This is a genomic window from Rhizobium sp. BK418, from assembly GCF_004341105.1.
Taxonomy (GTDB): Bacteria; Pseudomonadota; Alphaproteobacteria; order Rhizobiales; family Rhizobiaceae; genus Rhizobium.
The window spans coordinates 67,910-90,444 of sequence record NZ_SLZK01000005.1 but is presented as its reverse complement, the minus strand read 5'-3'; the positions used below and the strand labels follow the sequence as shown (position 1 = coordinate 90,444).

The following is a 22,535-nucleotide window of genomic DNA, read 5'->3' as shown; positions in this document are numbered from 1 at the left end:
TTATCTGGAATCATTCAAAAGTCTGCGCCTTTTGCCGCAGTTGATGCTAAAGCTGGGACCAAGGGTTGACGTGCGGTTGCCGCCTCAGCAAAAACAGCCGCACGAACTGGAGCATATGATGGATTTCGAAGCTTTTTTCAAAAGCGAGCTGGACGGACTTCACGCTGAGGGCCGTTACCGCGTTTTTGCCGATCTGGAACGCCACCGCGGTAATTTTCCGCGTGCGACCCGCCACACGGCGAATGGCGAACAGGAAGTGACCGTCTGGTGCTCCAACGACTATCTTGGCATGGGCCAGCACCCAAAGGTGATCGAGGCGATGAAAGAAGCCATCGATCACTGTGGCGCGGGTGCGGGAGGCACCCGGAATATCTCGGGCACCAACCATTACCACGTTCTCCTCGAGCAAGAGCTCGCCGATCTGCACGGCAAGGAAGCGGCACTGACCTTCACATCCGGCTATGTCTCAAACTGGGCAGCGCTCGGTACGCTCGGCGCCAAGATTCCCGGGCTCATCATCTTCTCTGATGCACTGAATCATGCCTCGATGATCGAGGGCATCCGCTACGCCAAATGCGATAAGGTGATCTGGAAGCATAATGACATCGCCGACCTCGAAGCCAAGTTGGCTGCTGCCGATCCCAGGGCGCCAAAGCTTATCGCCTTTGAATCGGTCTATTCGATGGATGGCGATATCGCGCCAATCAAGGAAATCTGCGATCTCGCTGATAAATATGGTGCGATGACCTATCTCGACGAAGTGCATGCCGTCGGCATGTACGGTCCGCGTGGTGGTGGTATTGCCGAGCGCGAAGGCTTGATGGATCGGATCACTGTCATCGAGGGCACGCTTGCCAAGGCCTTCGGGGTTATGGGCGGTTATATCGCCGCTTCCGCTGCACTCTGCGATTTCATCCGCTCGTTTGCGTCGGGCTTCATCTTCACGACGTCGCTGCCGCCGGCCCTCGCTGCCGGCTCGGTCGCGTCGATACGGCATCTGAAGGCGAGCCCCTTTGAGCGGGCGCGCCATCAGGACCGCGTGCGAAAGTTGCGCGCGCTGCTTGACCAGCAGGGCATTCCGCATATGCCGAACCCGAGCCACATCGTGCCGGTCATGGTTGGCGATGCCGCCAAGTGCAAGTGGATCTCGGATCTGCTGCTCGACAATTTCGGTGTCTATGTGCAGCCGATCAATTATCCGACGGTGCCGAAGAAGACCGAGCGCCTGCGCATCACGCCGACGCCACTGCATTCGGATGCCGATATCGAGCATCTCGTCGGCGCGCTGCATTCGCTCTGGTCGCGTTGCGCGCTCGCCCGTCACGTCGCTTGAAGCAACGTCGCCTGATTTTCCCAGACAAGCTTTTTACTGAATGAGCCCGGCAGCCCGCTGCCGGGCTTCTTTGTCTGCGGCGAAGACATCGTCCATCGATGTCGCCGCTGGCAGGCCAATGAGCTCGTCCATCACCTTCTCGGTGATTTCAGCCATGGCGAGGAAGGGCAAGCGGCCCTCGATGAAGGCTTCGAGCGCGACCTCCTTCGCGCCATTCAGTACTGCGCCCTGCACGCCGCCGCGCGTCATCGCCAGCCGTGCAAGCCGCAAAGCAGGGAAACGCATCTCATCCGGCGCTTCGAAATCCAGCCGTGCGAGCTTGGCGAAATCCAGTCGCTCGATCGGCAGATTGGCGCGGCGCGGGTGGGACAGTGCATAACCGATAGCGGTACGCATATCGGGCGCGCCGAGTTGGGCCAGTACGGAACCATCCGTATAGCCGACCATCGAATGGATGACCGACTGCGGGTGAACGATCACTTCCACCTGCTCGGGGTGCAGTCCAAAAAGGTGCTTCGCCTCGATCATCTCCAGCGCCTTGTTGAAGAGCGAAGCGCTGTCGATGGAAATCTTCAGGCCCATCGACCACCGTGGATGGGCGCGCGCCGTTTCTACCGTGACATTGGCCATTTCCTCCATCGAGGAGGTGCGGAAGGGGCCGCCTGATGCCGTCAGGATGACGCGTTCTACGGCGTGGCGCTGGTTTTCCTCCAGCACCTGAAAGATCGCGTTGTGTTCGCTGTCGACGGGCAAGAGCTTACCGCCGCCTTTTTTCACTGACTCGACGAAAAGATCGCCGGCAGAAACCAGGCATTCCTTATTGGCCAGCGCGATATCGGCGCCGTGGCGGGCCGCGGCAAGGGTAGGCGCAAGGCCGGCCGTGCCGACGATGGCTGCCATTATCCAGTCTGCCTCGCGGTCTGCGGCCTCCATCAGACCGGATTTGCCTGCAGCGACCGCGGTGCCGCTGCCCGAAAGCTCGCTCTTCAGCGATTCATAATGGCGATCATCTGCAATGACGGCGAGCCTCGCGCCCGATGACTTCGCCTGCCGGGCCAGCAATTCCACATTGCCGTTGCCGGTCAGGACGGAAATTTCGAAATTTTCTCGACCGCCCAGATGATCGACGACATTGAGCGTATTCCGGCCGATCGAGCCTGTCGAACCGAAGATACTCAGACGCCGAGGCGTGTTTTTGCTCGTCTGCATGCTCGATTTCGCAAGAAATTGCACATTTGCCACCGGCTCTACAGGGGATCTCGGGAGGCAGCAAGTGTGCGGTGCAGCAAATTTCAACTCTAAAGGAGTTTACATGCCCCAGCCATGATGTGATCCTGATAACGATCCCTACGGGATAATCATTTGCTGCGGCCGGTTACGACCGGAAGAGGCAAATCCGCTGGGCGCTGATGCGTCCGACGAACAACCGGCAGTTTTATGCCATCGGCCGCTGGCCAACAAAAATCGAAGACTAAGCCGGGATTGCCTGTCTGCGCATCCCTTGGTGCGTTCAATATAAGCGCTTCCACGTCCGTTCCGCGCCTATCGGTGCGCAGTCGGCGTGCAAGTTCAAACGATGCAATGTTATGACGAAAGTAAAGATTGCGTGCTTTGTTTTTGCCCTTTTGCCGTTGGCCAATCCGGTATTTGCCGATGACCTGGTGATCTGGTCGCCGGTGAAGGTGTCGACCCGTTCTTACAAGACGACGATCGGGTTTCGCCTACCGACGGAATGGGAGACGAGCGCCGGCGCGGATCTCGCGCTCGCCTCCAACAAGAGCGGAGCCCCGCTGCCGGATTCCGGCCAGGCGATGCTCTGGGGCAAGCTGGAGAAGGTGAGCGTTACGCCAGGCAGCCGGATGCAACAGGATGCGACAGTGCAGGTCGATACGTTGCGCGGCAGCGGTGCGCTGATGCTCAGCCGCTCGCGAAACTGGATTCTTTCGGATTCGCTCGACATGCAGACCACGCGCACCGTCAGTCTCGGCTACAATGCCCAAGACGTGCGTCAGGCGACGGTATCAGCCTCGCAAGCGGTCAAGCTGATCTATCCGTGGACTGGCACATCGATCTCGGCCGGCAGCAGCATCAGTGATGTCAGTGGCGACTTTTCCAGTACCGTTGCCGTCAGTCAAAACATCTTGCCCAATCTCGGGCTGAGTGCGTCGGTATCCGATCCGCTTTCGACGGGACGGACGGGAAATGTCAATCTGAACTATCAGCTGCGCTGGTAGGCGAAACCAAAACCCTCCGAGCCGCGTTTCTTCTCCGCCACCAAGGAGGACAGAATGATGGTCTTCAAGGAACAGACATTTCACGGCCATCAGCCCGAAGCTGAGGCCGAATATACCAATCGTGCGACATTGGAAGCTGCGATCGCCAATGCGCTGGCCGTCGCTGGCGGTATCGATGCAGCTGACGTCGAGGTTACAGCCGAAGGCGACGAGATCGTTTTGAGCGGCTATGTCGGTACGGTGGATGAAATAGAGCGAGCAACGGTCATCGCAAGAACAGTTGAAGGGGTTCACACCGTTCGGAACCGTATTCTACTTGCGGACCCGATAGCTAACGTTCGACATTAACCATTAACCGAACATTAACTATCTGTAAGTTTATCCGCACCGTCCCCTGACCTAGGTTTGGTCCTATTCCAGCCCGGAAAGTCAGGTATTTCGATGCACCAGATGGAAGTAATTAATCGGCGGACATGGAGCAGTCCGCTTTCCAGGCGCGACTATCGCAACAGTAGCGGCTTCATCAATGAAGGCGAGCGCATGGTGCTCGGCATCGGCCTTGCGAATGCCAAGGGCGGTAGGGTCCTCGATATCGGCGTCGGCGGCGGCCGTACGGCTGCGCTTCTCGCTGGGGAGGCCGGTGATTATGTCGGCATCGACTACACGCCCGAAATGGTGACGCTCGCGCGGTCGAACCATCCGGGCCTTCGTTTCGAAAATATGGACGCTCGCGATCTATCGGCTTTTGCCAAGGCTCCTTCGATCTCGTCGTCTTCAGCTATAATGGTATCGACTCCGTCGATACCGATGGCCGCAAATCGGTCATGCGGGAAGTCGCGCGTGTTCTGAAGGCCGGAGGCACATTCGCCTTTTCAACCTTCAATCGCAATTGGCATGGGTTTGGCGAAAAGCGCGCCCGCTCTTCGGTTGTCTGGTCCAACCACCCGGTGAAGCTGAGCTTCCGGCTTCTCAAACATGCAATGGGGCTGGTGCGGGAGCGCCGCCTCGCGCCGCTCGAACAGCGCGACGGCGAACATGCGATCTTGCTGCATCGCGCCCATGATTTCGGCATTATGGTCTATGCTACGACACCTGGCCAGTTGCGCTCGCAGCTTTCAGAAAATGGTTTTAACGGCGAGCCATTGCTCTTTTCGGTCGATGGCCGTCCGCTCGGTGGCGAGACGTTGCTAGACGAGGAATATTTCCACGTCGTGGCACGCAAGCTGTCGTTCAGCTGATCAGCCGGCAAAGCGTTCTGGCAGAAAACCGGCGGGAGCCTTCTCGCCGATAAGCCGATCGGTCTTCGGCGTTGTAACGGGGCCTTGCGGCTGATGGACGAGTGCCAGCAGCAGGCCACTGATGACAAAACCGATTGCAAGCAGAGCTATTCGAATACGCATGGCGGATACTCCCGTTTCACCGCTAAACGCGGAGAAAAAACCTAAGTTCCTCATGCTCAGGAACGATAACCCCGGCTGGGTTTCCAGCCGGGGTTTTCGTGCTCTTAGCGGCAGACGCGGGTTTCCTTGATTACGGTACGACCGTGGTGATGGATGCGTTCCGTGCGGGTAAAACAATCGTCCGAAATCCGGCGCGGCGGCAGGTGGTGGCGATAGTAAGGACGGTGGTAAGGATGGTCCATCATACGATGATAGCCGTATCCGCCGTTGTCCGTGGTGATGGTCACGCTGGCAGCCTGGGACGGCAGAGCGCCGGCAAAAATCGTAGCCGCAGCCAATGCGGAAGCGATGACAATATTCCTCATAACAAGCCTCTCTTTCCAAGTTGGTCGAGGGATCAACTCGAACGAAGCGTAATCAGTTCAATCACATAGCATTAACGATTGTGTCAGCGGCAACTTTTGTCCTTTCAGAATCGTTCTGGCGTGGGAACAGTTGGAGGCACCGTCATGGGCTCGATCGGAAGGGTCGCTACGCTGGTCGTCGGGCTTGCCGGCGGCACGTTTTTCTCCCAGGCGCCAGAATTTGCCCAGCAGTATCGCCAGCGTATCGGCGGGGCGATCGACGAGCTCAAGATCATCGTCGACGACTTCACGAAACAGGCCGCCGACCATCATCTCGACCGCCGGCAGGCGCTCGATATCTATGCCCGCTCCCCTGACGACTTTCTGCGTGATCGCGGCCTCTCGATGTGCCGTACGCTGGAGCGCTATGAGCGCCTCGTCACCCAGCAATCGAATCTCGGTGCCGCCTCGTTGATTGCAAAGCCTTTCGTGCTGTTGCGCGATGCCGATGAGGGAATAATTGCCAATGGCACGACTTCGTGCCAGGCGTGCCCGTCAGCTTCGCAGGTCTCGTCTGGGCAGCGATCGGATTTATCGGCGTATGGATCGTGGCGGCGCTGTTTGGGGCGGGCGCAAAGCGCGCCTTGCGGTGGCGGCCGCGTTATCGTTGAAAAGAAATGGTGATCCCGACGCGATTCGAACGCGTGACCCTCAGATTAGGAATCTGATGCTCTATCCTGCTGAGCTACGGGACCACTTGGATGCCATGCATACAAAAGGCTTGGCGTGAAGCCAAGCCTTTTCGACGCTCGCGATGTCGTTTCGTTTCAGGCGCCAAGGCGCTGTTCAGCGAGCCGCACCCAATACGAAATGCCGTGGGCGATGGCCTCGTCATTGAAGTCGTAAGCGGGATTGTGCAGGCCCGCGGTGTCGCCATTGCCGATAAAGATGAAGGCGCCGGGGCGGGCGTTCAGCATGTAGGAGAAATCCTCTCCGCCCATCATCGGATCGACCTCCGGATTGACATTGGCTTCGCCGGCAATATCGCTGGCGATGGCGACGGCGTGTTCCGTTTCATCCGCGTGGTTGAAGGTGACGGGATAATTGCGGTGGAAGTTGATATCGGCTTCCGCTGCGTGGGCAGCGCAGATGCCTGCCACGACTTCGCGGAGGCGTGCTTCGGCCTGGGCGCGCACTTCCTCGTCCAGGGTGCGGATCGTGCCGGCGAAGGTGGCGTCATTGGGAATGACGTTGTGGGCGAAGCCAGCATTGAACTTCGTGACGGAGACGACAACCGAGCGCAGCGGGTCGACGTTGCGAGAGGCGATCATTTGCAGGTTCGTGACGATCTGGGCGCCGATCGCGATCGGGTCGATCGTACGGTGCGGCTGTGCCGCATGGCCGCCGCGGCCCTTGATGGTGACGGTGAATTCGTCGGTTGCCGCCATGATAGGCCCCTTACGGGTGGCGAACTGGCCGACGGGCAGGCCCGGCAGATTGTGCATGCCATAGACCTCTTCTATGCCGAACCGCTCCATCATGCCGTCCTTGACCATCAGGTTGCCGCCGCCGCCGCCTTCTTCTGCCGGCTGGAAGATCACAGCGACATTGCCGTTGAAGTTGCGTGTCTCGGCGAGATACTTCGCAGCGCCAAGCAACATGGCTGTGTGGCCATCATGGCCGCAGGCGTGCATTTTTCCTGATATTTTCGATGCCCAGGGCTTGCCGGTGATTTCGGTTAGCGGCAGAGCGTCCATATCGGCGCGCAAACCCACCGTGCGGCTGCCTTCGCCCTTGCCTTTGATGAGGCCCACAACGCCGGTGCGGCCGATGCCGGTGACGATTTCGTCGACACCGAATTCCTTAAGCTTTTCAGCGACGAAGGCGGCCGTGTTTTCGACTGCGAAGAGAAGTTCTGGCCGGGCATGGATGTGACGCCGCCACTCTGCAACTTCATCCTGAAGTTCGGCGGCTCTATTCAGAATCGGCATTCTTGGCTTCCTGTAAATGAAATGCGTGGGGCCTGTCTGGAAGCATCACAAGGGCGTGATGCCTTGGAAATAACTTAGTCAATGACCTTTGCCATGTCATAGCCATATAGGGTAAATAGGGGAAGGTTTCGAGATAATTCCCTGAAGGACGAGCACTTGTCGACGCGCCACGATCGTTTGTTCGCCGCTTTGCGGCCCTTTTCTTTTATAGCGACAGCAACAGCGGTTTTTGTCTCGTCCGTTACACTTGCTCACGCCAATCCGCATATTCTCGTCGACGTGCAGACCGGCCGCGTACTGGAGCATGAAGAAGCCTTCCGCAAATGGTACCCGGCTTCGCTGACCAAGCTGATGACGGTCTATACGGTTTTCGATGCAATTCGCTCCGGCCAGATCAGCCTCGATACGCCCATCGTCATGAGCAAGCGCGCAGCCTCAGAGCCGCCAGCCAAAATGGGTTTCAAGCCAGGTCAGAAATTCACGCTCGACAGCGCATTGAAAATACTGATGGTGAAGTCGGCCAACGATATCGCCGTTGCGGTTGCAGAAGCGGTTGGCGGCACTCAGGAAGGTTTCGTCGTGCGCATGAACGCCGAGGCGGCGAAGCTTGGTATGACTGATTCACATTTCGTGAACCCGAACGGCCTGCCGGGCAAGGGTCAGTACACGACCGCCCGCGACCTTGCGATCCTGACTGTCGCGCTGCGCCGCGACTTCCCGCAATATGCGGGCTACTTCTCGCTCGAGGGCTTTACGACCGGCAAGCAAAACGTGCCCAATATCAATATGCTGATCGGCCGCTTTGCCGGTGCCGACGGTATGAAGACCGGCTTCATCTGCGCTTCCGGTTTCAACCAGATCGGTTCTGCAACGCGTAACGGCCGCACGTTGGTTTCCGTCGTTCTCGGCACCGACAGCCTGGCGGCGCGCGCCGATGCCACGGCGAACCTTCTGCAGAAAGGTTTTACGACACAATTTACGGCAAATGATACGCTGGGCTCACTCAGGCCCTATGGACCTGGTCAGGATCAGGTGAGCGATATCACTGCCGATATCTGCAGCGCCAAGGGCGCCAAGGTGCGCAGTGAGACGCGCGACGAGGTCGGACGCATGAAAGTGCAGTCGCCCTACATCCACGAGATGGATCACGAGCCGCAATTCGTATTCGCCGGCCTCATTCCGGGCCAGGATCCGCAGCCGGTCGCCCAGAATGACAAGTCGGCTAAGGGCGACGCGGTGGAAGCACTCGCCAATGTGCCGGTGCCGCTTCCGCGACCGACATCCTTCTAAGGAACAATCATGAGCACGTTTAGCGACAAGATTCCGGTCACCATCCTGACCGGCTTTCTCGGCGCCGGTAAATCGACGCTTCTGAACCGCATCCTCAAAGATCCCGACATGAAGGATGCGGCCGTCATCATCAATGAATTCGGCGATGTCGGCATCGATCATCTGCTCGTCGAAAGCTCCGGCGATTCCATCATCGAGCTTTCCGATGGCTGCCTCTGCTGCACCGTGCGCGGAGAACTGGTCGACACACTGGCGAATCTCATGGATGCGGTGCAGACCGGACGCGTGAAGCCAGTTCGCCGCGTGGTCATCGAAACCACAGGCCTTGCCGATCCGGCGCCCGTCATGCAGGCAATCATGGGCAATCCGATCATTGCGCAGAATTTCGAGCTCGATGGTGTCGTGACTGTCGTCGATGCGGTGAATGGCCTGCAGACCCTCGGCAATCATGAGGAAGCGCGCAAGCAGGCAGCGGTTGCTGATCGTTTGATCGTTTCAAAGCAGAGCATAGCAAGCGATACGGATACGGAGGCGCTGACCACACGTCTGCGTGGCCTCAATCCGCGTGCAGCTCTCATGGATGCCGACGGCGAAGAGGCTGGCTCTGCGCGTGTCCTGGTCAACGGACTCTATGATCCCGGCACAAAGATCGCTGATGTCCGCCGGTGGCTGCGTGATGAGGATGAGCATGAGGCACATCATCACGATCATCACCATGACCATGGGCATCACCACCATCATCATGGTCACGATCATCAGGATCCGCACGACGTCAACCGTCACGATGCGTCGATCCGCTCCTTCTCGATCATCGAGGAGACGGCGATCGATCCGATGGCGCTTGAAATGTTCATCGATCTCCTGCGCTCGGCGCATGGCGAAAAGCTTCTGCGCATGAAGGCGATCATCGCCACATCAGACCGGCCGGAGCGGCCCCTGGTGCTGCACGGCGTCCAAAGTATCTTTCACCCGCCGGTGCGGCTTGCGGCCTGGCCGGATCCTGAGGACCGGCGCACGCGCATGGTGCTGATCACCAAGGATCTGCCGGAGGCTTTCGTGAAAGATCTCTTCGATGCCTTCCTCGGCAAGCCGCGGATCGATACGCCGGATCGTGCTGTCCTCAGCGACAATCCGCTCGCCATTCCAGGCATGACAATCTAACCGGAAAGAGCTCTACCCTTTCCGGATCAGAAAGCGATGGCCGCGCTCGGTCTTTTCCGTGCTGACCAGTTCGTGGCCGTCTTCATTGCAGAAATGCGGGATATCGATGATGGCGAGTGGATCGCTGGTATCGACGAGGATCAGTGCGCCGCTCGGCATGGCCGTCAGCTTTTTGCGTGTTCTGATGACGGGGAGCGGGCACTTCAGCCCGCGCAGATCGTAGAGAACGGCGTCCAAGCCGATCAGTTCCTCGCCCAGAACTTCCAGAATGGCTTCTTGGTGGCGTCAGCAGTTTCTTGCGGTGCGAGCTCCGGTGCCGCATAGGCCAGGGGGTTTTGCATCGGCACCGGAATATTTGCCGGCAACGCTGCGGCAACGGCAGTCACTTGAGCCTGCGTCGCAGGTGTTGCGCCGTTTGCGGTCTTGGCAGCAACGCTCTGGGCGGACTGCTTGGCCATCAAGTCTTCGAGTTCGGCGACCTTGACCATGCGGCCCGCTTCGAGCGAGGTGCCGGTCGGGGCATAGGCGAGTTCGCGACCCTTGCGAAGCTTGGCGACGACGGCCTTGCGTTCGGCTTCCGTCGGGTCGTACCAGGCAAGGCCATCGTACTTCTTCAACGCTCTCTGGTAATCGGCATCATAGGTCTTGCCATAGGCGGCAAGGGCTGCCGTCAGCGCTGGCGGAGTCGACATGGCCGGGCACTTGCCGGCAGGATTGAAGCTGCCGCCATCGCTTACCTGCTGATTGAAGACATACTTCTTTTCACAGACATTCACTTCGGGCGGGCGTTTGGTGACTTCGAAGTTGTCGTAGCCAACCTTCAGCATCTTCCAGAAATCATAGTTCGGGTCGAGGCGGTGCTTGACCATATTCTCGGCCGTCATGCGGAAGGGGAAGGCCTGAAGCTGCACCGTTTCCTGACCACCCTTGAGCGCATCGCGGGCGAAGGCATAGATTTCCAAGACCTGCTGGTCGGTCATTGAATAGCAGCCTGACGACGAGCAGGCGCCGTGAATCATCAGGTCGCTGCCAGTGCGGCCGTTGACGGCATCATAGCGGTTCGGAAAGCCGGTGTTGATCGCCAGATAATATTTCGAATTTGGATTCAGGTTGGCGCGGGTGAGGTTGTAAAAACCTTCTGGAGCCTGACGATCGCCAGTCTTCACCTTCGGGCCGAGCTTGCCGGACCAGGCACAGATCTTGTAGTCGGCGATCTTGTCGAAGCGGTTGTCCGTCTTTGCCTTCCAGATCTCCAGCGCACCTTCTTCCTTGAAAATGCGGATCATGATCGGCGAGTTGCGATCCATGCCCTTGGCCGACATATCGGCAAGGATATGAGCGGGAAGCGGCTGCTCTACCTTGTTCTTGACGGTGGAGAGGTCGATGCCTTGGGCGGATTCCAATGCGTCGTTGCAGCCGGTCAGAGCCAGCGCCATGAGTGAAACATAGGCAAAATGACGTATGCGCATTCAATCAGCCCATCAACAATGCGACCCAACCCGCTTACGGAAACCGGGCATAGCGCGGAATCATAGGCGGCTTATACTTGATAAATCCTTACCAGCCTATGACTTGCGCGGACGTGTCCTGCAAGCGCAATGTTACAGATAACAATATTGTGGCCAAGATTTGGCCTCAATCTGCCGAGCCGACCTGTGGATTTTACAGATTTCGGCCCATGGCCAGGAATTTCTGGCGACGATCGTTGCGCAGCTGCTCGCCAGAGCGCGAGGCCATTTCGGCAAGCGCATTGGCGATGACGTCCCCGGTTGCGGCGATGACGCTGTCGGGATCGCGATGCGCACCGCCGAGCGGTTCGGGGATGATGCCGTCGATGACGCCGAGCCCTTTCAGGTCTTCGGCGGTGATTTTCATGTTAGTCGCGGCTTCCTTGGCGCGGGTGGAATCGCGCCATAGGATCGATGCGGCACCTTCCGGCGAGATGACGCTATAGATCGAATGTTCGAGCATGTAGACGCGGTTGCCGGTGGCAATCGCGATCGCGCCGCCCGAGCCACCTTCGCCGATGACGATCGAGATCAGCGGCACCTTGACGCCAAGGCACATCTCCGTCGATCGGGCGATGGCTTCGGCCTGACCGCGCTCCTCGGCGCCGACGCCCGGATAGGCACCTGCGGTATCGACGAGGGTGATGACCGGAAGCTGGAACCGATCCGCCATTTCGAGGATACGGATCGCCTTGCGGTAACCTTCCGGACGGGCGCTGCCGAAATTGTGCTTCAGGCGGCTCTTGGTGTCGTTGCCCTTTTCCTGGCCGATAACGGCAACCGGCTGGCCGCGGAAGCGGGCAAGACCGGCCTGGATGGCGGCATCCTCGGAAAACTTGCGGTCGCCGGCGAGCGGCGTGAATTCCTGGAAGAGCGTCTTGGCGTAATCGACGAAATGCGGACGCTGCGGATGCCGCGCGACCTGCGTCTTCTGCCAGGCGTTGAGCTTCGAATAGATCTCGACGATCGCCTCGCGGACGCGGACTTCGAGCCTGCCAATCTCGTCGGAGGTGTCGATGCTTTCATCTTCCGTCGCCAGCTTCTTAAGCTCGATGATCTTACCTTCGAGGTCCGAGATCGGCTTTTCGAAGTCGAGATAATTGTGCATGAGGTGCGTTTCCGTTCCTTGTGCGCGGGACAGTTTCCTGGTTCAGCCCTTGTCGCCGGTCCTATTCGTGCTTTTTCGCCTGTTTTGCAAGGGGGTGGTGCGTGTGGACGAGCTGCTGGAGCCGTTCTTCCAGAACATGTGTATAGATTTGTGTGGTCGAAATGTCTGAATGGCCGAGGAGTTCCTGCACCACGCGCAGGTCCGCGCCATTGGCCAGAAGGTGGCTGGCGAAGGCATGCCGCATCACATGCGGCGAAATCATTGAAGGCGTCAGGCCGGCGCGGATTGCGAGATTCTTGAGATCGCGGGCAAAGACCTGACGGGGCAGGTAACCTTCTTTCGAGGCGGCCGGAAAGAGCCACGGGCTGTCTTCGGGCTCTTTTGACGCCGCGTTTTCCGTGGCCAGCATGCGGCCATAGGATTTCAATGCGGCGATTGCCGATTGCGAGAGCGGTACCAAGCGTTCCTTGTTGCCTTTGCCACGGATCATGAGGAAGCGGCCCTCCTGATCGAGCACGCGGGCCGGAAGCGAGACGAGCTCGCTCACGCGCATGCCGGTGGCATAGAGCAATTCCAGCAGTGCCAGCATGCGCAGGCGATGAAGCTGGCCGGGCGCAGGGTCTGCGGCTTCTGTTTCCGCCTGAGTGAGCAGCTTCGTTACTTCCTCGACGCCCATTGTCTTCGGAAGAGCGCGGCCCTTCTTGGGCGCATCGAGAACGCCGGTCGGATCGTCGGTGCGCAGCCCTTCGGCATAGAGGAATTTGTAGAACTGGCGCATGGCGGCAAGCCGGCGCGCTTGCGAGGAGGGCTTGAAGCCCTGCACGGAGAGCGAGACAAGATAGGCGCCGAGATCAGCCGATGCCGCCTCGGTCAGACGGACGCTCCGGCCATGCAGAAATGAACGCAGATCGCCCAGATCGCGCTCGTAGGATTGCAATGTGTTGACTGCGGCGCCGCGCTCGGCGCTCATCATTTCGAGAAATGACTCTACATGGACACGGCCGAGATCCGTCATTGCGTCACTTCTTCGTGGTGTTGATCGTGCCGGTCGAAGGCGGGTTTACCCGCTCGGAAGGAATGCGGATAGTCACGTCGCGTTCCTGCGGCTCGACGAAGCTAACAAGGGCCCACATCGCTCCATAGATCAGTCCGGCGATGACCGCCAGGACGGACAGGAAACGGATCAGGGTCGGCATCCGACTACTCCTTAGAACTCTGCTTCTGTTATAAGAAGCATGTTTGCAAGTGCAAGAAGCGGCATTGGTGCCACGATTCCCTTGCCCGCGACTTGACGCTACACCCGCATTTGTCGATACCGTTTGCAAACAAAGTGTGAATGGACCGATGAGTGAACCCCCAGTTTCCGTTGCAGACAGCCTGAGAGACAGAGCTCGCGCCGCGCTCGGTTCACGCAATCTCATTCTGGTTGGTCTTATGGGGGCGGGAAAATCCTCGGTCGGCCGCCTCGTCGCTCATCAGCTCGGCATTCCTTTCGTCGATAGCGATGTTGAGATCGAGCGCGTTTCCCGCATGACGATCACGGAGCTTTTCGCGGCCTATGGGGAAGAAGAATTCCGGGCACTCGAAGCGCGGGTGATGAAGCGGCTCCTGAAGGGCGGTCCGCGGGTCGTCTCCACCGGCGGCGGCGCCTTCATCAATGACCGCACCCGCAGGCATATCAAGAAGGGCGGTCTTTCGATCTGGCTGAAGGCCGATCTCGACGTGCTCTGGGATCGGGTCAACAAGCGCGACACGCGTCCGCTGTTGAAGACCGAGAACCCGAAGCAGACGCTCGAAAACCTGATGAATGCCCGCTACCCCGTTTATGCCGAGGCCGATCTCACGGTCCTTTCGCGCGATGTGCGCAAGGAAATCATGGCCGATGAAGTGCTGCAGGCCGTCGTCGCGGCCCAGAAGGAAAGTGCAGTATCATGAATGCGATCACATCAGCTTCCGCCATCCGCAAGGTACATGTACCGCTTGGCCAGCGTGCCTATGACATTCTGATCGGGCAAGGGCTGATCGCCAGCGCCGGCGGCGAAATCGGCTCGCGCCTGAACGGCCGCAAGGCAGCTGTCATCACCGACGAGAATGTCGCGCCGCGTTATCTCGACGCTTTGAAGGCAAGTCTCGATGCCGCCGGCATCGCCTCGGCAGCGGTCGTGCTACCGGCCGGCGAGAAGACTAAGAGCTTCGAACATCTGATCAATGTCTGCGACAAGGTTCTGGAAGCCCGCGTCGAACGCAATGACTATGTCATTGCTCTTGGCGGCGGCGTTATCGGTGACCTTTCGGGCTTCGCAGCCGGCATCGTGCGGCGTGGCGTGCGTTTCGTGCAGGTGCCGACCTCGCTGCTCGCCCAGGTGGATTCGTCTGTCGGCGGCAAGACCGGCATCAACAGCCGTCACGGCAAGAACCTTGTCGGTGTTTTCCATCAGCCGGATCTCGTGCTTGCCGATACGGATGCGTTGAATTCGCTAAGCGAGCGTGAATTCCGCGCCGGTTATGCCGAGGTTGCCAAATATGGTCTGATTGACAAGCCGGATTTCTTTGCTTGGCTGGAGAGTAACTGGCAGGCGGTCTTTGCCGGGGGCTCGGCCCGTATCGAGGCCATTGCGGTGAGCTGCCAGGCGAAGGCGGATGTCGTCGTTGCTGACGAGCGCGAAAACGGCCAGCGGGCGCTGCTCAATCTCGGCCACACCTTTGGGCATGCGCTGGAGGCTGCCACCGGCTATGACAGCAGCCGGCTTGTTCACGGCGAGGGCGTTTCTATCGGCATGGTGCTCGCGCATGAATTTTCAGCACGCGTAAACCTTGCGAGCCCCGATGACGCGCGCCGCGTCGAAGCGCATCTGAAGGCGGTCGGTCTGCCAACCCGCATGTCGGAAATTCCCGGCACCCTCCCGCCCGCCGAAGTGCTGATGGATGCGATTGCCCAGGATAAGAAGGTTAAGGGCGGCAGGCTCACCTTCATTTTGACGCGTGGTATCGGTCAGTCCTTCGTCGCCGATGACGTACCGGCTTCCGAAGTGATCAGCTTTCTTAAGGAAAAACATCCCTGATGTCAGTCGAGGGCACCCTGGCGTTTTTGTCGGTCTACTGGCCGGAGATCGTTTCGATCGTGGCCCTGGTGTTGATGTCTGCCTTCTTTTCGGGATCCGAGACGGCGTTGACCGCTGTTTCGCGAAGCCGGATTCACACGCTGGAGGCCAATGGCGATGAGCGCGCCGGCCTTGTCAGAACACTCATCGAGCGTCGTGACCGGCTGATCGGGGCGCTGCTGATCGGCAACAACCTCGCCAATATTCTCTCCTCATCACTGGCGACGAGCGTGTTCCTTGGGATCTTCGGCAATTCCGGCGTGGCGCTTGCGACGCTTGCGATGACCATCATCCTGGTCATTTTTGCGGAAGTCCTTCCGAAGAGCTGGGCGATTTCGACACCGGAGCGTTTTGCGCTCAATGTCGCAATTCCGACCCGGCTTTTCGTCGCCGTCGTCGGCCCGATATCGTCTTTCGTCAACGCGATCGTTCGACGGATTCTAGGCCTCTTCGGCATCAACCTGTCACGCGAAGTCTCGATGCTGTCGGCGCACGAAGAGCTGCGCGGCGCCGTCAATCTGCTTCACCGCGAAGGCTCTGTCGTGAAGGCCGACCGCGACCGCCTTGGTGGCGTGCTTGACCTCGGCGAACTCGAGCTTTCCGACATTATGGTCCACCGTACCGCGATGCGGGCGATCAATGCGGACGATCCGCCGGAATCCGTCGTTCGGGCGATTCTGGAAAGCCCCTATACGCGCATGCCGCTGTGGCGCGGCACGATCGACAATATCATCGGCGTCGTGCACGCCAAGGATCTGCTGCGAGCGCTTGCCGAGCCGAATATGGAGCCGCAGCAGCTCGATATCGTAAAGATCGCCCAGAAGCCCTGGTTCGTGCCTGATAGCACCAATCTCGAAGACCAGCTCAATGCTTTCCTGCGCCGCAAGCAGCATTTTGCCGTCGTCGTCGACGAGTATGGCGAGGTTCAGGGCATTGTGACGCTTGAGGATATTCTGGAAGAAATCGTCGGCGATATCTCGGACGAGCATGATATCGACATGCAGGGAGTACGACAGGAGGCGGACGGTTCCATCGTTGTCGATGGTGGGGTGCCGATCCGCGATCTCAATCGTGCGCTGGACTGGAACCTGCCGGACGAGGAAGCGACGACAATTGCCGGTCTCGTCATCCATGAATCAATGACCATTCCCGAAGAGCGGCAGGCCTTCACCTTCTACGGCAAGCGCTTCGTCGTCATGAAGCGGGAGAAGAACCGCATCACGAAACTGCGCATCCGTCCCGCCGAAGAAGACGAGACGAAACCCGCCTGATCAGGATTTCCATTGCCGGCGGCTCGGAATCCCGATGCCGGTTCACTCCACAGGATCTGACATGTTCGACATTCTCTGGCGCTCCGTCGCCATCGGCATCGGGGCAACTATCCTCATGGATATCTGGGCGATCGTGCTCGCAATGATCGGCGTGACGCCATGGCCGAACTGGGCGCCGGCCGGTCGCTGGTTCTGGCATCTCGGTAAGGGCAAGGTCTTTCACGACAATATCGGCGACGCCAAACCCTATGCCAATGAATTGGCGCTCGGCTGGATCGGTCACTACGCAGTCGGAATTCTCTACGGCATCCTGCTGGCAATTTTCGTAGGTCCTGCCTGGTTTGCCGCGCCGACCTTTCTGCCGGCCTGGATTCTCGGGATCGTTACCGTCGGCGCCGGGTGGTTTCTGATGCAGCCGGGCCTCGGCCTCGGCTGGGCGGCCTCGAAGACGTCTAACCCCACGAAGGCCCGCGTGCTGAACCTGCTTGCTCACACCGTTTTCGGCTTCGGGCTCTACGCAACGGCCCTGATCATTCGGTAAGGTCTACCAACGCGTCGGTTCGCCCGGTGCTGCCGGCTCTACGGCCAGTGCGTGAAGCCCGGCGTCCAGTTCGGGCTTCAGCAGGTCGGTGATCGCCCGATGCCGTTGCAGGCGAGACATGCCGGCGAACTTTTCCGAGACGATGCGAATGCGCATATGCGTCTCGCCCATGCCCGTCATGCCTGGCTGGTGGCCGGCATGCAGATGGCTTTCGTTAATGACGGCGAGACGCTCGGGCGCAAATGCCGCCTTGAGCTTCTCTTCGATGCTGGTCTGGAGTGTCATCGCCGGGTCTTTCGAGTTCAAGAAAAAGGTTCCCACCAAGCCAGCAACATTCCCGTTTGTCAATTCTTGTTGTCATCAATCAGCAGCCCCATAATTAGCGCCGTCATGAGACTTGATTCCAAATATTTCGATCGCATCCGAACACGCCGCAAGCGGGAGCAGGAGGCCGAGCAGGCACCTCCAACCTGCCAGTGGGACGGCTGCGACAAAAAAGGCACGCATCGCGCTCCCGTGGGACGCAATGCGGAAGGCCAGTTCTTTTTGTTCTGTTTCGAACACGTCAAGGACTACAACAAGGGATACAACTATTTCTCCGGCCTATCGGACGGCGAGATCGCGCGTTATCAAAAGGAGGCGATCACCGGTCATCGCCCTACCTGGACGGTCGGCGTCAACAAGGATGCCAAGAACAGCCCGTTGCATTCGGAAGTCCGCTCGGGTGCTTATACGCGCGTGCGCGATCCCTTCGGCTTCGTGAAGGAGAATGGCGGCAAAGGCAGCGGCCCACGCTTTCCGCAGGCCCGCAAGCTGAAATCGCTGGAAGCCAAGGCTTTCGATACGATGGGACTTGCCGCGAACGCCACTTCCGCAGAGATCAAGAGCAAGTACAAGGAATTGGTCAAGAAACATCATCCTGATGCGAATGGCGGCGACCGCGGCTCGGAAGAGCGGTTCCGCGCCGTCATCCAGGCGTACCAATTATTGAAGCAGAACGGTTTTTGTTAGTTCCCGTCCTTGCTCTTGAGCTTCAATCGGGTATGGTCCAAATCGGCTGAGGCCGCAGGCAACCGCGGCATGGTTTTTCGTGTTTTCCTGACACCGCCCCGGCCAACCTTCCGGACGTGGCGTTTCTTGTCCGGGACTCTTTCAAGAATGCTCGTCAGCGGTCATTATCCCGCCGAGGTTTCGTTTCAGTCCCGGAGAAGTATCGCCGACGTTCCGACCCTGGACGAACGCGGAAGAAGAGACTGCGGCACCATGGTTGCTTAATGGCTGAGATAGTGTGGCCGGGTGGCCGTCACCCGCCTTGGAGACATGATGAGCAAGATTGACCTTGATATTTCCGAACTGCCCGACACCACCGTTTCGGTCCGGGAGGTTTTCGGCATCGATTCCGACATTCGCGTTCCCGCTTATAGCAAGGGCGATGCCTATGTTCCGGATCTCGATCCCGACTATCTCTTTGACCGCGAGACGACGCTCGCGATCCTTGCGGGCTTTGCCCACAACCGACGCGTGATGATTTCCGGCTACCACGGTACGGGTAAGTCTTCGCATATCGAGCAGGTCGCCGCCCGCCTCAACTGGCCTTGCGTGCGTATCAACCTCGACAGCCATGTCAGCCGTATCGATCTCGTCGGTAAGGATGCGATCGTCGTGAAGGACGGGCTGCAGGTCACCGAATTCAAGGATGGCATCCTGCCCTGGGCCTACCAGCATAATGTCGCGCTCGTCTTCGACGAATATGATGCCGGCCGCCCGGATGTCATGTTCGTCATTCAGCGCGTGCTCGAATCGTCGGGCCGTCTGACACTGCTCGACCAGAGCCGCGTTATCCGTCCTCACCCGGCTTTCCGTCTGTTTGCGACCGCCAATACAATCGGTCTCGGCGACACGACCGGCCTCTATCACGGCACGCAGCAGATCAACCAGGCGCAGATGGACCGGTGGTCGATCGTCTCGACGCTGAACTATCTGCCGCATGATCACGAAGTGAATATCATTGCCGCCAAGGTGAAGAGCTTCGGCAAGGATAAGGAAGGCCGCGAGACGGTTTCCAAGATGGTTCGTGTTGCCGATCTGACGCGCGCTTCGTTCATGAACGGCGATCTCTCGACCGTCATGAGCCCGCGTACCGTCATCACCTGGGCCGAGAATGCCGAAATCTTTGGCGATATCGCCTTCGCCTTCCGTGTCACCTTCCTGAACAAGTGTGACGAGCTGGAGCGTCCGCTGGTGGCCGAGCACTATCAGCGCGCCTTTGGCGTGGAACTGAAGGAAAGTGCTGCCAACATCGTTCTGGGGGCTTAAGGCCAGTCGATCATGGCATCTCGTGGTGACAATTCGAAAGCAAAGCCCGGCGCGCCTGTCGATGTCGAGCCGTTGCGGCGGGCCATAACTGGCTGCGTGCGCGCCATCGCGGGCGATGACCAGGTCGAAGTGGCCTTCGCCAATGAGCGTCCCGGCATGACGGGCGAGCGTATCCGCCTGCCGGAGCTTTCCAAGCGGCCGACGGCGCATGAGCTCGCGGTGACGCGTGGTCTTGGCGATTCCATGGCTCTGCGTATCGCCTGTCACGACGAGAGGGTCCATTCCAGCATGGCGCCGCAGGGCTCCGATGCCCGCGCGATCTTCGATGCCGTCGAGCAGGCGCGCGTAGAATCGATCGGTTCGCTCCGCATGGAAGGCATGGCCGCCAACCTGCGCTCGATGACCGAGGAGAAATACGCCAAGGCGAATTTCACCGGTATCGAACGGCAGGAAGACGCGCCGATCGGCGAAGCTGTCGCCATGATGGTGCGCGAGAAGCTCACCGGCCAGAGGCCACCGGCTTCGGCTGGAAAGGTTCTCGATCTCTGGCGTTCCTTCATCGAGGAAAAGGCGGGCAGCGAGCTCGACAATCTCTCCGGCGTCATCAACGACCAGCAGGCCTTCTCGAAAGTCATCCGCAATATGCTCTCGGCCATGGAAATGGCTGAAGAATATGGCGACGATGACAGCGATCCGGATGCTGACGATCAGTCCAATGAGGACGATCAGCCGACAGGCGACGAGCAGAACGAGGACGAGGTCGACGAGGATGCCGGCAGTGATGCCGCCCCTGTCGAGGACAGCGAAGTTGCCGACGAGCAGCTGGAGGACGGCGAGACGGAAGGCGCCGAAATCTCCGACGACGACATGATGGAAGAGGGTGATGACGATTCCGAGACGCCGGGCGAAACCCGCCGTCCTAATACACCCTTTGCCGATTTCAATGAAAAAGTCGATTACCACGTCTATACGGAGGAATTCGACGAGATCATCACGGCCGAAGAGCTGTGCGATGCCGCCGAGCTGGAGCGCCTACGCGCCTTCCTCGACAAGCAGCTGGCGCATCTTCAGGGTGCGGTCGGCCGTCTTGCCAATCGTCTGCAGCGCAAACTGATGGCGCAACAGAACCGCTCCTGGGATTTCGATCTCGAGGAAGGCTACCTCGATACGGCGCGTCTGCAGCGCATCATCATCGATCCGACACAGCCGCTCTCTTTCAAGATGGAACGCGATACGCAGTTCCGCGATACGGTCGTGACGCTGCTGATCGACAATTCCGGCTCCATGCGTGGCCGCCCGATCACGGTTGCCGCCACCTGCGCGGATATTCTGGCGCGCACGCTAGAGCGTTGCGGCGTCAAGGTCGAGATCCTCGGCTTCACGACCAAGGCCTGGAAGGGTGGTCAGGCGCGTGAGAACTGGCTTGCGAACGGCAAACCGCAGACGCCCGGTCGCCTCAACGACCTGCGCCACATCATCTACAAGTCGGCCGATGCGCCGTGGCGTCGGGCACGCACCAATCTCGGCCTGATGATGCGCGAAGGCCTGCTCAAGGAAAATATCGACGGCGAGGCGCTGATCTGGGCGCATAACCGTCTGCTGGCACGGCGCGAACAGCGCCGCATCCTGATGATGATCTCGGATGGTGCGCCGGTCGACGATTCCACGCTGTCGGTCAATCCGGGCAATTATCTGGAGCGGCATCTGCGTGCTGTGATCGAACAGATCGAGACACGGTCCCCGGTTGAGCTTCTGGCAATCGGTATCGGGCATGACGTGACGCGTTACTATCGCCGTGCCGTGACGATCGTCGATGCTGACGAACTTGCGGGTGCGATGACCGAACAGCTAGCCGAACTGTTCGAAGACCATGCCGCTCAGCCGCGCGGTAGCCGTCTGCGCCGCGCCGGCTGATACAACCTCGGAGAAACGATCCGTATGGCATTCGAAAACCTGTCTCGCGCGGCTTTGGTTGTGCTTAGCCTCGCGACGGGAATGTCGAACGCTTCTGCAGGCGAGGCTGCGAAGATCATCAGCCGCCAGATTTCGGATTTCCATATTGGTCGCAATGAGACCAGGTTCGGCCCGCTGGAGTTTGTCGGCGGCCTGGAGATGGTGTCGAGCAATTCGCTCTTCGGCTCGCTCTCTTCCATTCGCATGCGCCCTGACGGCAAGAGTTTTATCGGTGTGCTCGATACCGGGCACTGGCTGACCGGCAGCATCGAGCGCGATGCCAAGGGCAGATTGTTGGGCCTTTCGGGAGTCGAGATCACGCCTATGCGGGATCGCGTCGGCCGGCTCCATGAGGGCAAGGGGCAGATGGACGCCGAAGGCCTCGCCCTGGATGGCGACCGGATTCTTGTTTCCTTCGAGCAGGACCATCGTGTCGACGTCTATCCGGACCCTGGCTTTCTCGTTTCGCCCTCGGTTGCGACAATCGACATACTTATTCCCCAAGATGAGATGAGGGCCAATCGCGGTATCGAAACCATGGTCGTCGCGCCCCGATCCAGCCCGCTCAAAGGCGCCCCCGTGATAGTGACTGAACGCAGCCTCAATGAAGACGGCAACCGCCTTGCGGCCATTCTTGCCGGGCCGTTGAAAGGTCAATTCGCCGTAGCAAGGGATGGCAGTTTCGATGTGACCGATGGTGCTTTCGTGCCCGGCGGCGACCTTCTGCTGCTGGAGCGGCGCTTCAATATGTCCGAAGGCATCGGCATGCGCATTCGTCGTATCAAGGGTCGGGACATCAAGCCCGGTGCCGTCGTAAGCGGCGACCTGCTGGTCGAGGGTAACTTCAATTACAATATCGACAATATGGAAGGACTCGATGCCTTCCAGGCTGCGGATGGTACGACGCATATCATTCTGGTGTCCGACGACAATCACTCCATCCTTCAGCGCAATCTGATGCTGGAATTCCGGCTGGTCGATTGA

Annotated in this window: 25 protein-coding genes, 1 tRNA gene and 1 pseudogene; 16 read left to right on the top strand and 11 right to left on the bottom strand. The window is 59.2% G+C overall.

Going from position 1 to position 22,535, the window contains the following annotated elements; translation table 11 throughout:
• Window positions 1-118: 118 nt before the first annotated feature.
• Window positions 119-1,333 carry a 5-aminolevulinate synthase gene (gene hemA / locus EV281_RS20305; RefSeq protein WP_132656285.1) on the top strand — a complete coding sequence of 405 codons (1,215 nt, stop codon included), beginning with the start codon at window positions 119-121 and terminating at the stop codon, window positions 1,331-1,333.
• Window positions 1,334-1,366: 33 nt separating this feature from the next.
• Here the strand turns inward: hemA and dxr are convergent, their stop codons facing one another.
• A complete protein-coding gene (gene dxr / locus EV281_RS20300; RefSeq protein ID WP_132655626.1) occupies window positions 1,367-2,542 on the bottom strand; it encodes a 1-deoxy-D-xylulose-5-phosphate reductoisomerase in 1,176 nt (391 codons plus the stop codon).
• Window positions 2,543-2,919: 377 nt separating this feature from the next.
• Here dxr and EV281_RS20295 point away from each other — a divergent pair, with 377 nt between their 5' ends.
• From EV281_RS20295 to EV281_RS31740, 4 genes are all read left to right on the top strand, one after another.
• Window positions 2,920-3,567 (top strand): hypothetical protein, encoded by a 648-nt coding sequence (locus EV281_RS20295; protein ID WP_132655624.1) that lies wholly within the window; start codon window positions 2,920-2,922, stop codon window positions 3,565-3,567.
• A 57-nt stretch (window positions 3,568-3,624) separates the two neighbouring features.
• A complete protein-coding gene (locus EV281_RS20290) occupies window positions 3,625-3,915 on the top strand; it encodes a BON domain-containing protein (protein WP_132656283.1) in 291 nt (96 codons plus the stop codon).
• Window positions 3,916-4,017: 102 nt separating this feature from the next.
• Window positions 4,018-4,416: a methyltransferase domain-containing protein gene (locus tag EV281_RS31745; RefSeq protein ID WP_245508324.1), complete on the top strand. Its 399-nt coding sequence runs from the start codon at window positions 4,018-4,020 to the stop codon at window positions 4,414-4,416.
• Window positions 4,305-4,805, top strand: coding sequence for a class I SAM-dependent methyltransferase (locus EV281_RS31740; protein ID WP_312862185.1), 501 nt, complete (start codon window positions 4,305-4,307; stop codon window positions 4,803-4,805). The genes EV281_RS31745 and EV281_RS31740 overlap by 112 nt, the downstream gene beginning before the upstream one ends.
• On the opposite strand, the gene EV281_RS31235 is transcribed toward EV281_RS31740, so the two are convergent.
• Window positions 4,806-4,967, bottom strand: coding sequence for a hypothetical protein (locus tag EV281_RS31235; protein ID WP_165911936.1), 162 nt, complete (start codon window positions 4,965-4,967; stop codon window positions 4,806-4,808).
• Window positions 4,968-5,071: 104 nt separating this feature from the next.
• Window positions 5,072-5,332, bottom strand: coding sequence for a hypothetical protein (locus EV281_RS20280; RefSeq protein ID WP_132655622.1), 261 nt, complete (start codon window positions 5,330-5,332; stop codon window positions 5,072-5,074).
• A 144-nt stretch (window positions 5,333-5,476) separates the two neighbouring features.
• Between EV281_RS20280 and EV281_RS20275 the strand changes: the two are divergent.
• Window positions 5,477-5,982: pseudogene (locus EV281_RS20275) on the top strand (DUF2937 family protein).
• A 7-nt stretch (window positions 5,983-5,989) separates the two neighbouring features.
• On the opposite strand, the gene EV281_RS20270 reads toward EV281_RS20275, so the two are convergent.
• Both EV281_RS20270 and EV281_RS20265 read right to left on the bottom strand, forming a co-directional pair.
• Window positions 5,990-6,066 (bottom strand) — tRNA-Arg (locus EV281_RS20270).
• A 72-nt stretch (window positions 6,067-6,138) separates the two neighbouring features.
• Window positions 6,139-7,302, bottom strand: a complete 1,164-nt coding sequence (locus EV281_RS20265) for a M20 aminoacylase family protein (protein WP_132655620.1) — start codon at window positions 7,300-7,302, stop codon at window positions 6,139-6,141.
• A 156-nt stretch (window positions 7,303-7,458) separates the two neighbouring features.
• Here EV281_RS20265 and EV281_RS20260 point away from each other — a divergent pair, with 156 nt between their 5' ends.
• Together EV281_RS20260 and EV281_RS20255 are read left to right on the top strand one after the other, a co-directional pair.
• Window positions 7,459-8,592, top strand: coding sequence for a D-alanyl-D-alanine carboxypeptidase family protein (locus EV281_RS20260; protein WP_132655618.1), 1,134 nt, complete (start codon window positions 7,459-7,461; stop codon window positions 8,590-8,592).
• A gap of 9 nt (window positions 8,593-8,601) precedes the next feature.
• A complete protein-coding gene (locus EV281_RS20255) occupies window positions 8,602-9,753 on the top strand; it encodes a GTP-binding protein (protein WP_132655616.1) in 1,152 nt (383 codons plus the stop codon).
• A 12-nt stretch (window positions 9,754-9,765) separates the two neighbouring features.
• On the opposite strand, the gene EV281_RS20250 is transcribed toward EV281_RS20255, so the two are convergent.
• From EV281_RS20250 to EV281_RS31230, 5 genes are all read right to left on the bottom strand, one after another.
• Entirely contained in the window at window positions 9,766-9,990 is a 225-nt protein-coding gene (locus EV281_RS20250; RefSeq protein ID WP_132655614.1) for a sulfurtransferase TusA family protein, read from the bottom strand.
• A 5-nt stretch (window positions 9,991-9,995) separates the two neighbouring features.
• The gene (locus EV281_RS20245; RefSeq protein WP_132655612.1) at window positions 9,996-11,222 is read right to left on the bottom strand and encodes a murein L,D-transpeptidase family protein; all 1,227 of its coding nucleotides are present in this window, start codon (window positions 11,220-11,222) and stop codon (window positions 9,996-9,998) included.
• A gap of 193 nt (window positions 11,223-11,415) precedes the next feature.
• Window positions 11,416-12,369 (bottom strand): acetyl-CoA carboxylase carboxyltransferase subunit alpha, encoded by a 954-nt coding sequence (locus tag EV281_RS20240; protein WP_132655610.1) that lies wholly within the window; start codon window positions 12,367-12,369, stop codon window positions 11,416-11,418.
• 61 nt (window positions 12,370-12,430) lie between these two features.
• Window positions 12,431-13,384 carry a site-specific tyrosine recombinase XerD gene (gene xerD, locus EV281_RS20235; RefSeq protein WP_132655608.1) on the bottom strand — a complete coding sequence of 318 codons (954 nt, stop codon included), beginning with the start codon at window positions 13,382-13,384 and terminating at the stop codon, window positions 12,431-12,433.
• A 4-nt stretch (window positions 13,385-13,388) separates the two neighbouring features.
• Complete coding sequence (locus EV281_RS31230) at window positions 13,389-13,565, bottom strand: hypothetical protein (protein ID WP_165911935.1); 177 nt, start codon at window positions 13,563-13,565, stop codon at window positions 13,389-13,391.
• Between the two features lie 148 nt (window positions 13,566-13,713).
• On the opposite strand from EV281_RS31230, the gene EV281_RS20230 reads away from it, so the two are divergent.
• The 4 genes from EV281_RS20230 (at window position 13,714) to EV281_RS20215 (ending at window position 17,282) form a co-directional block, all read left to right on the top strand.
• Window positions 13,714-14,304 carry a shikimate kinase gene (locus EV281_RS20230; protein ID WP_132655606.1) on the top strand — a complete coding sequence of 197 codons (591 nt, stop codon included), beginning with the start codon at window positions 13,714-13,716 and terminating at the stop codon, window positions 14,302-14,304.
• Window positions 14,301-15,431: a 3-dehydroquinate synthase gene (gene aroB / locus EV281_RS20225; RefSeq protein WP_132655604.1), complete on the top strand. Its 1,131-nt coding sequence runs from the start codon at window positions 14,301-14,303 to the stop codon at window positions 15,429-15,431. Before EV281_RS20230 ends, aroB begins: the two co-directional genes overlap by 4 nt.
• Window positions 15,431-16,741, top strand: a complete 1,311-nt coding sequence (locus tag EV281_RS20220; RefSeq protein ID WP_184327656.1) for an HlyC/CorC family transporter — start codon at window positions 15,431-15,433, stop codon at window positions 16,739-16,741. The genes aroB and EV281_RS20220 overlap by 1 nt, the downstream gene beginning before the upstream one ends.
• A gap of 61 nt (window positions 16,742-16,802) precedes the next feature.
• Window positions 16,803-17,282 (top strand): DUF2938 domain-containing protein, encoded by a 480-nt coding sequence (locus EV281_RS20215; protein ID WP_132655600.1) that lies wholly within the window; start codon window positions 16,803-16,805, stop codon window positions 17,280-17,282.
• 3 nt (window positions 17,283-17,285) lie between these two features.
• Here the strand turns inward: EV281_RS20215 and EV281_RS20210 are convergent, their stop codons facing one another.
• A complete protein-coding gene (locus EV281_RS20210) occupies window positions 17,286-17,567 on the bottom strand; it encodes a BolA family protein (RefSeq protein ID WP_132656281.1) in 282 nt (93 codons plus the stop codon).
• Between the two features lie 105 nt (window positions 17,568-17,672).
• On the opposite strand from EV281_RS20210, the gene EV281_RS20205 reads away from it, so the two are divergent.
• The 4 genes from EV281_RS20205 to EV281_RS20190 all read left to right on the top strand — a co-directional run bounded on the left by EV281_RS20205 (window position 17,673) and on the right by EV281_RS20190 (window position 22,535).
• Window positions 17,673-18,293, top strand: coding sequence for a J domain-containing protein (locus EV281_RS20205; protein ID WP_132655598.1), 621 nt, complete (start codon window positions 17,673-17,675; stop codon window positions 18,291-18,293).
• Window positions 18,294-18,605: 312 nt separating this feature from the next.
• Window positions 18,606-19,598 (top strand): cobaltochelatase subunit CobS, encoded by a 993-nt coding sequence (gene cobS, locus EV281_RS20200; protein WP_112571788.1) that lies wholly within the window; start codon window positions 18,606-18,608, stop codon window positions 19,596-19,598.
• 12 nt (window positions 19,599-19,610) lie between these two features.
• Window positions 19,611-21,512, top strand: a complete 1,902-nt coding sequence (cobT, locus tag EV281_RS20195) for a cobaltochelatase subunit CobT (RefSeq protein ID WP_132655596.1) — start codon at window positions 19,611-19,613, stop codon at window positions 21,510-21,512.
• A gap of 24 nt (window positions 21,513-21,536) precedes the next feature.
• Window positions 21,537-22,535, top strand: coding sequence for an esterase-like activity of phytase family protein (locus EV281_RS20190; RefSeq protein WP_132655594.1), 999 nt, complete (start codon window positions 21,537-21,539; stop codon window positions 22,533-22,535).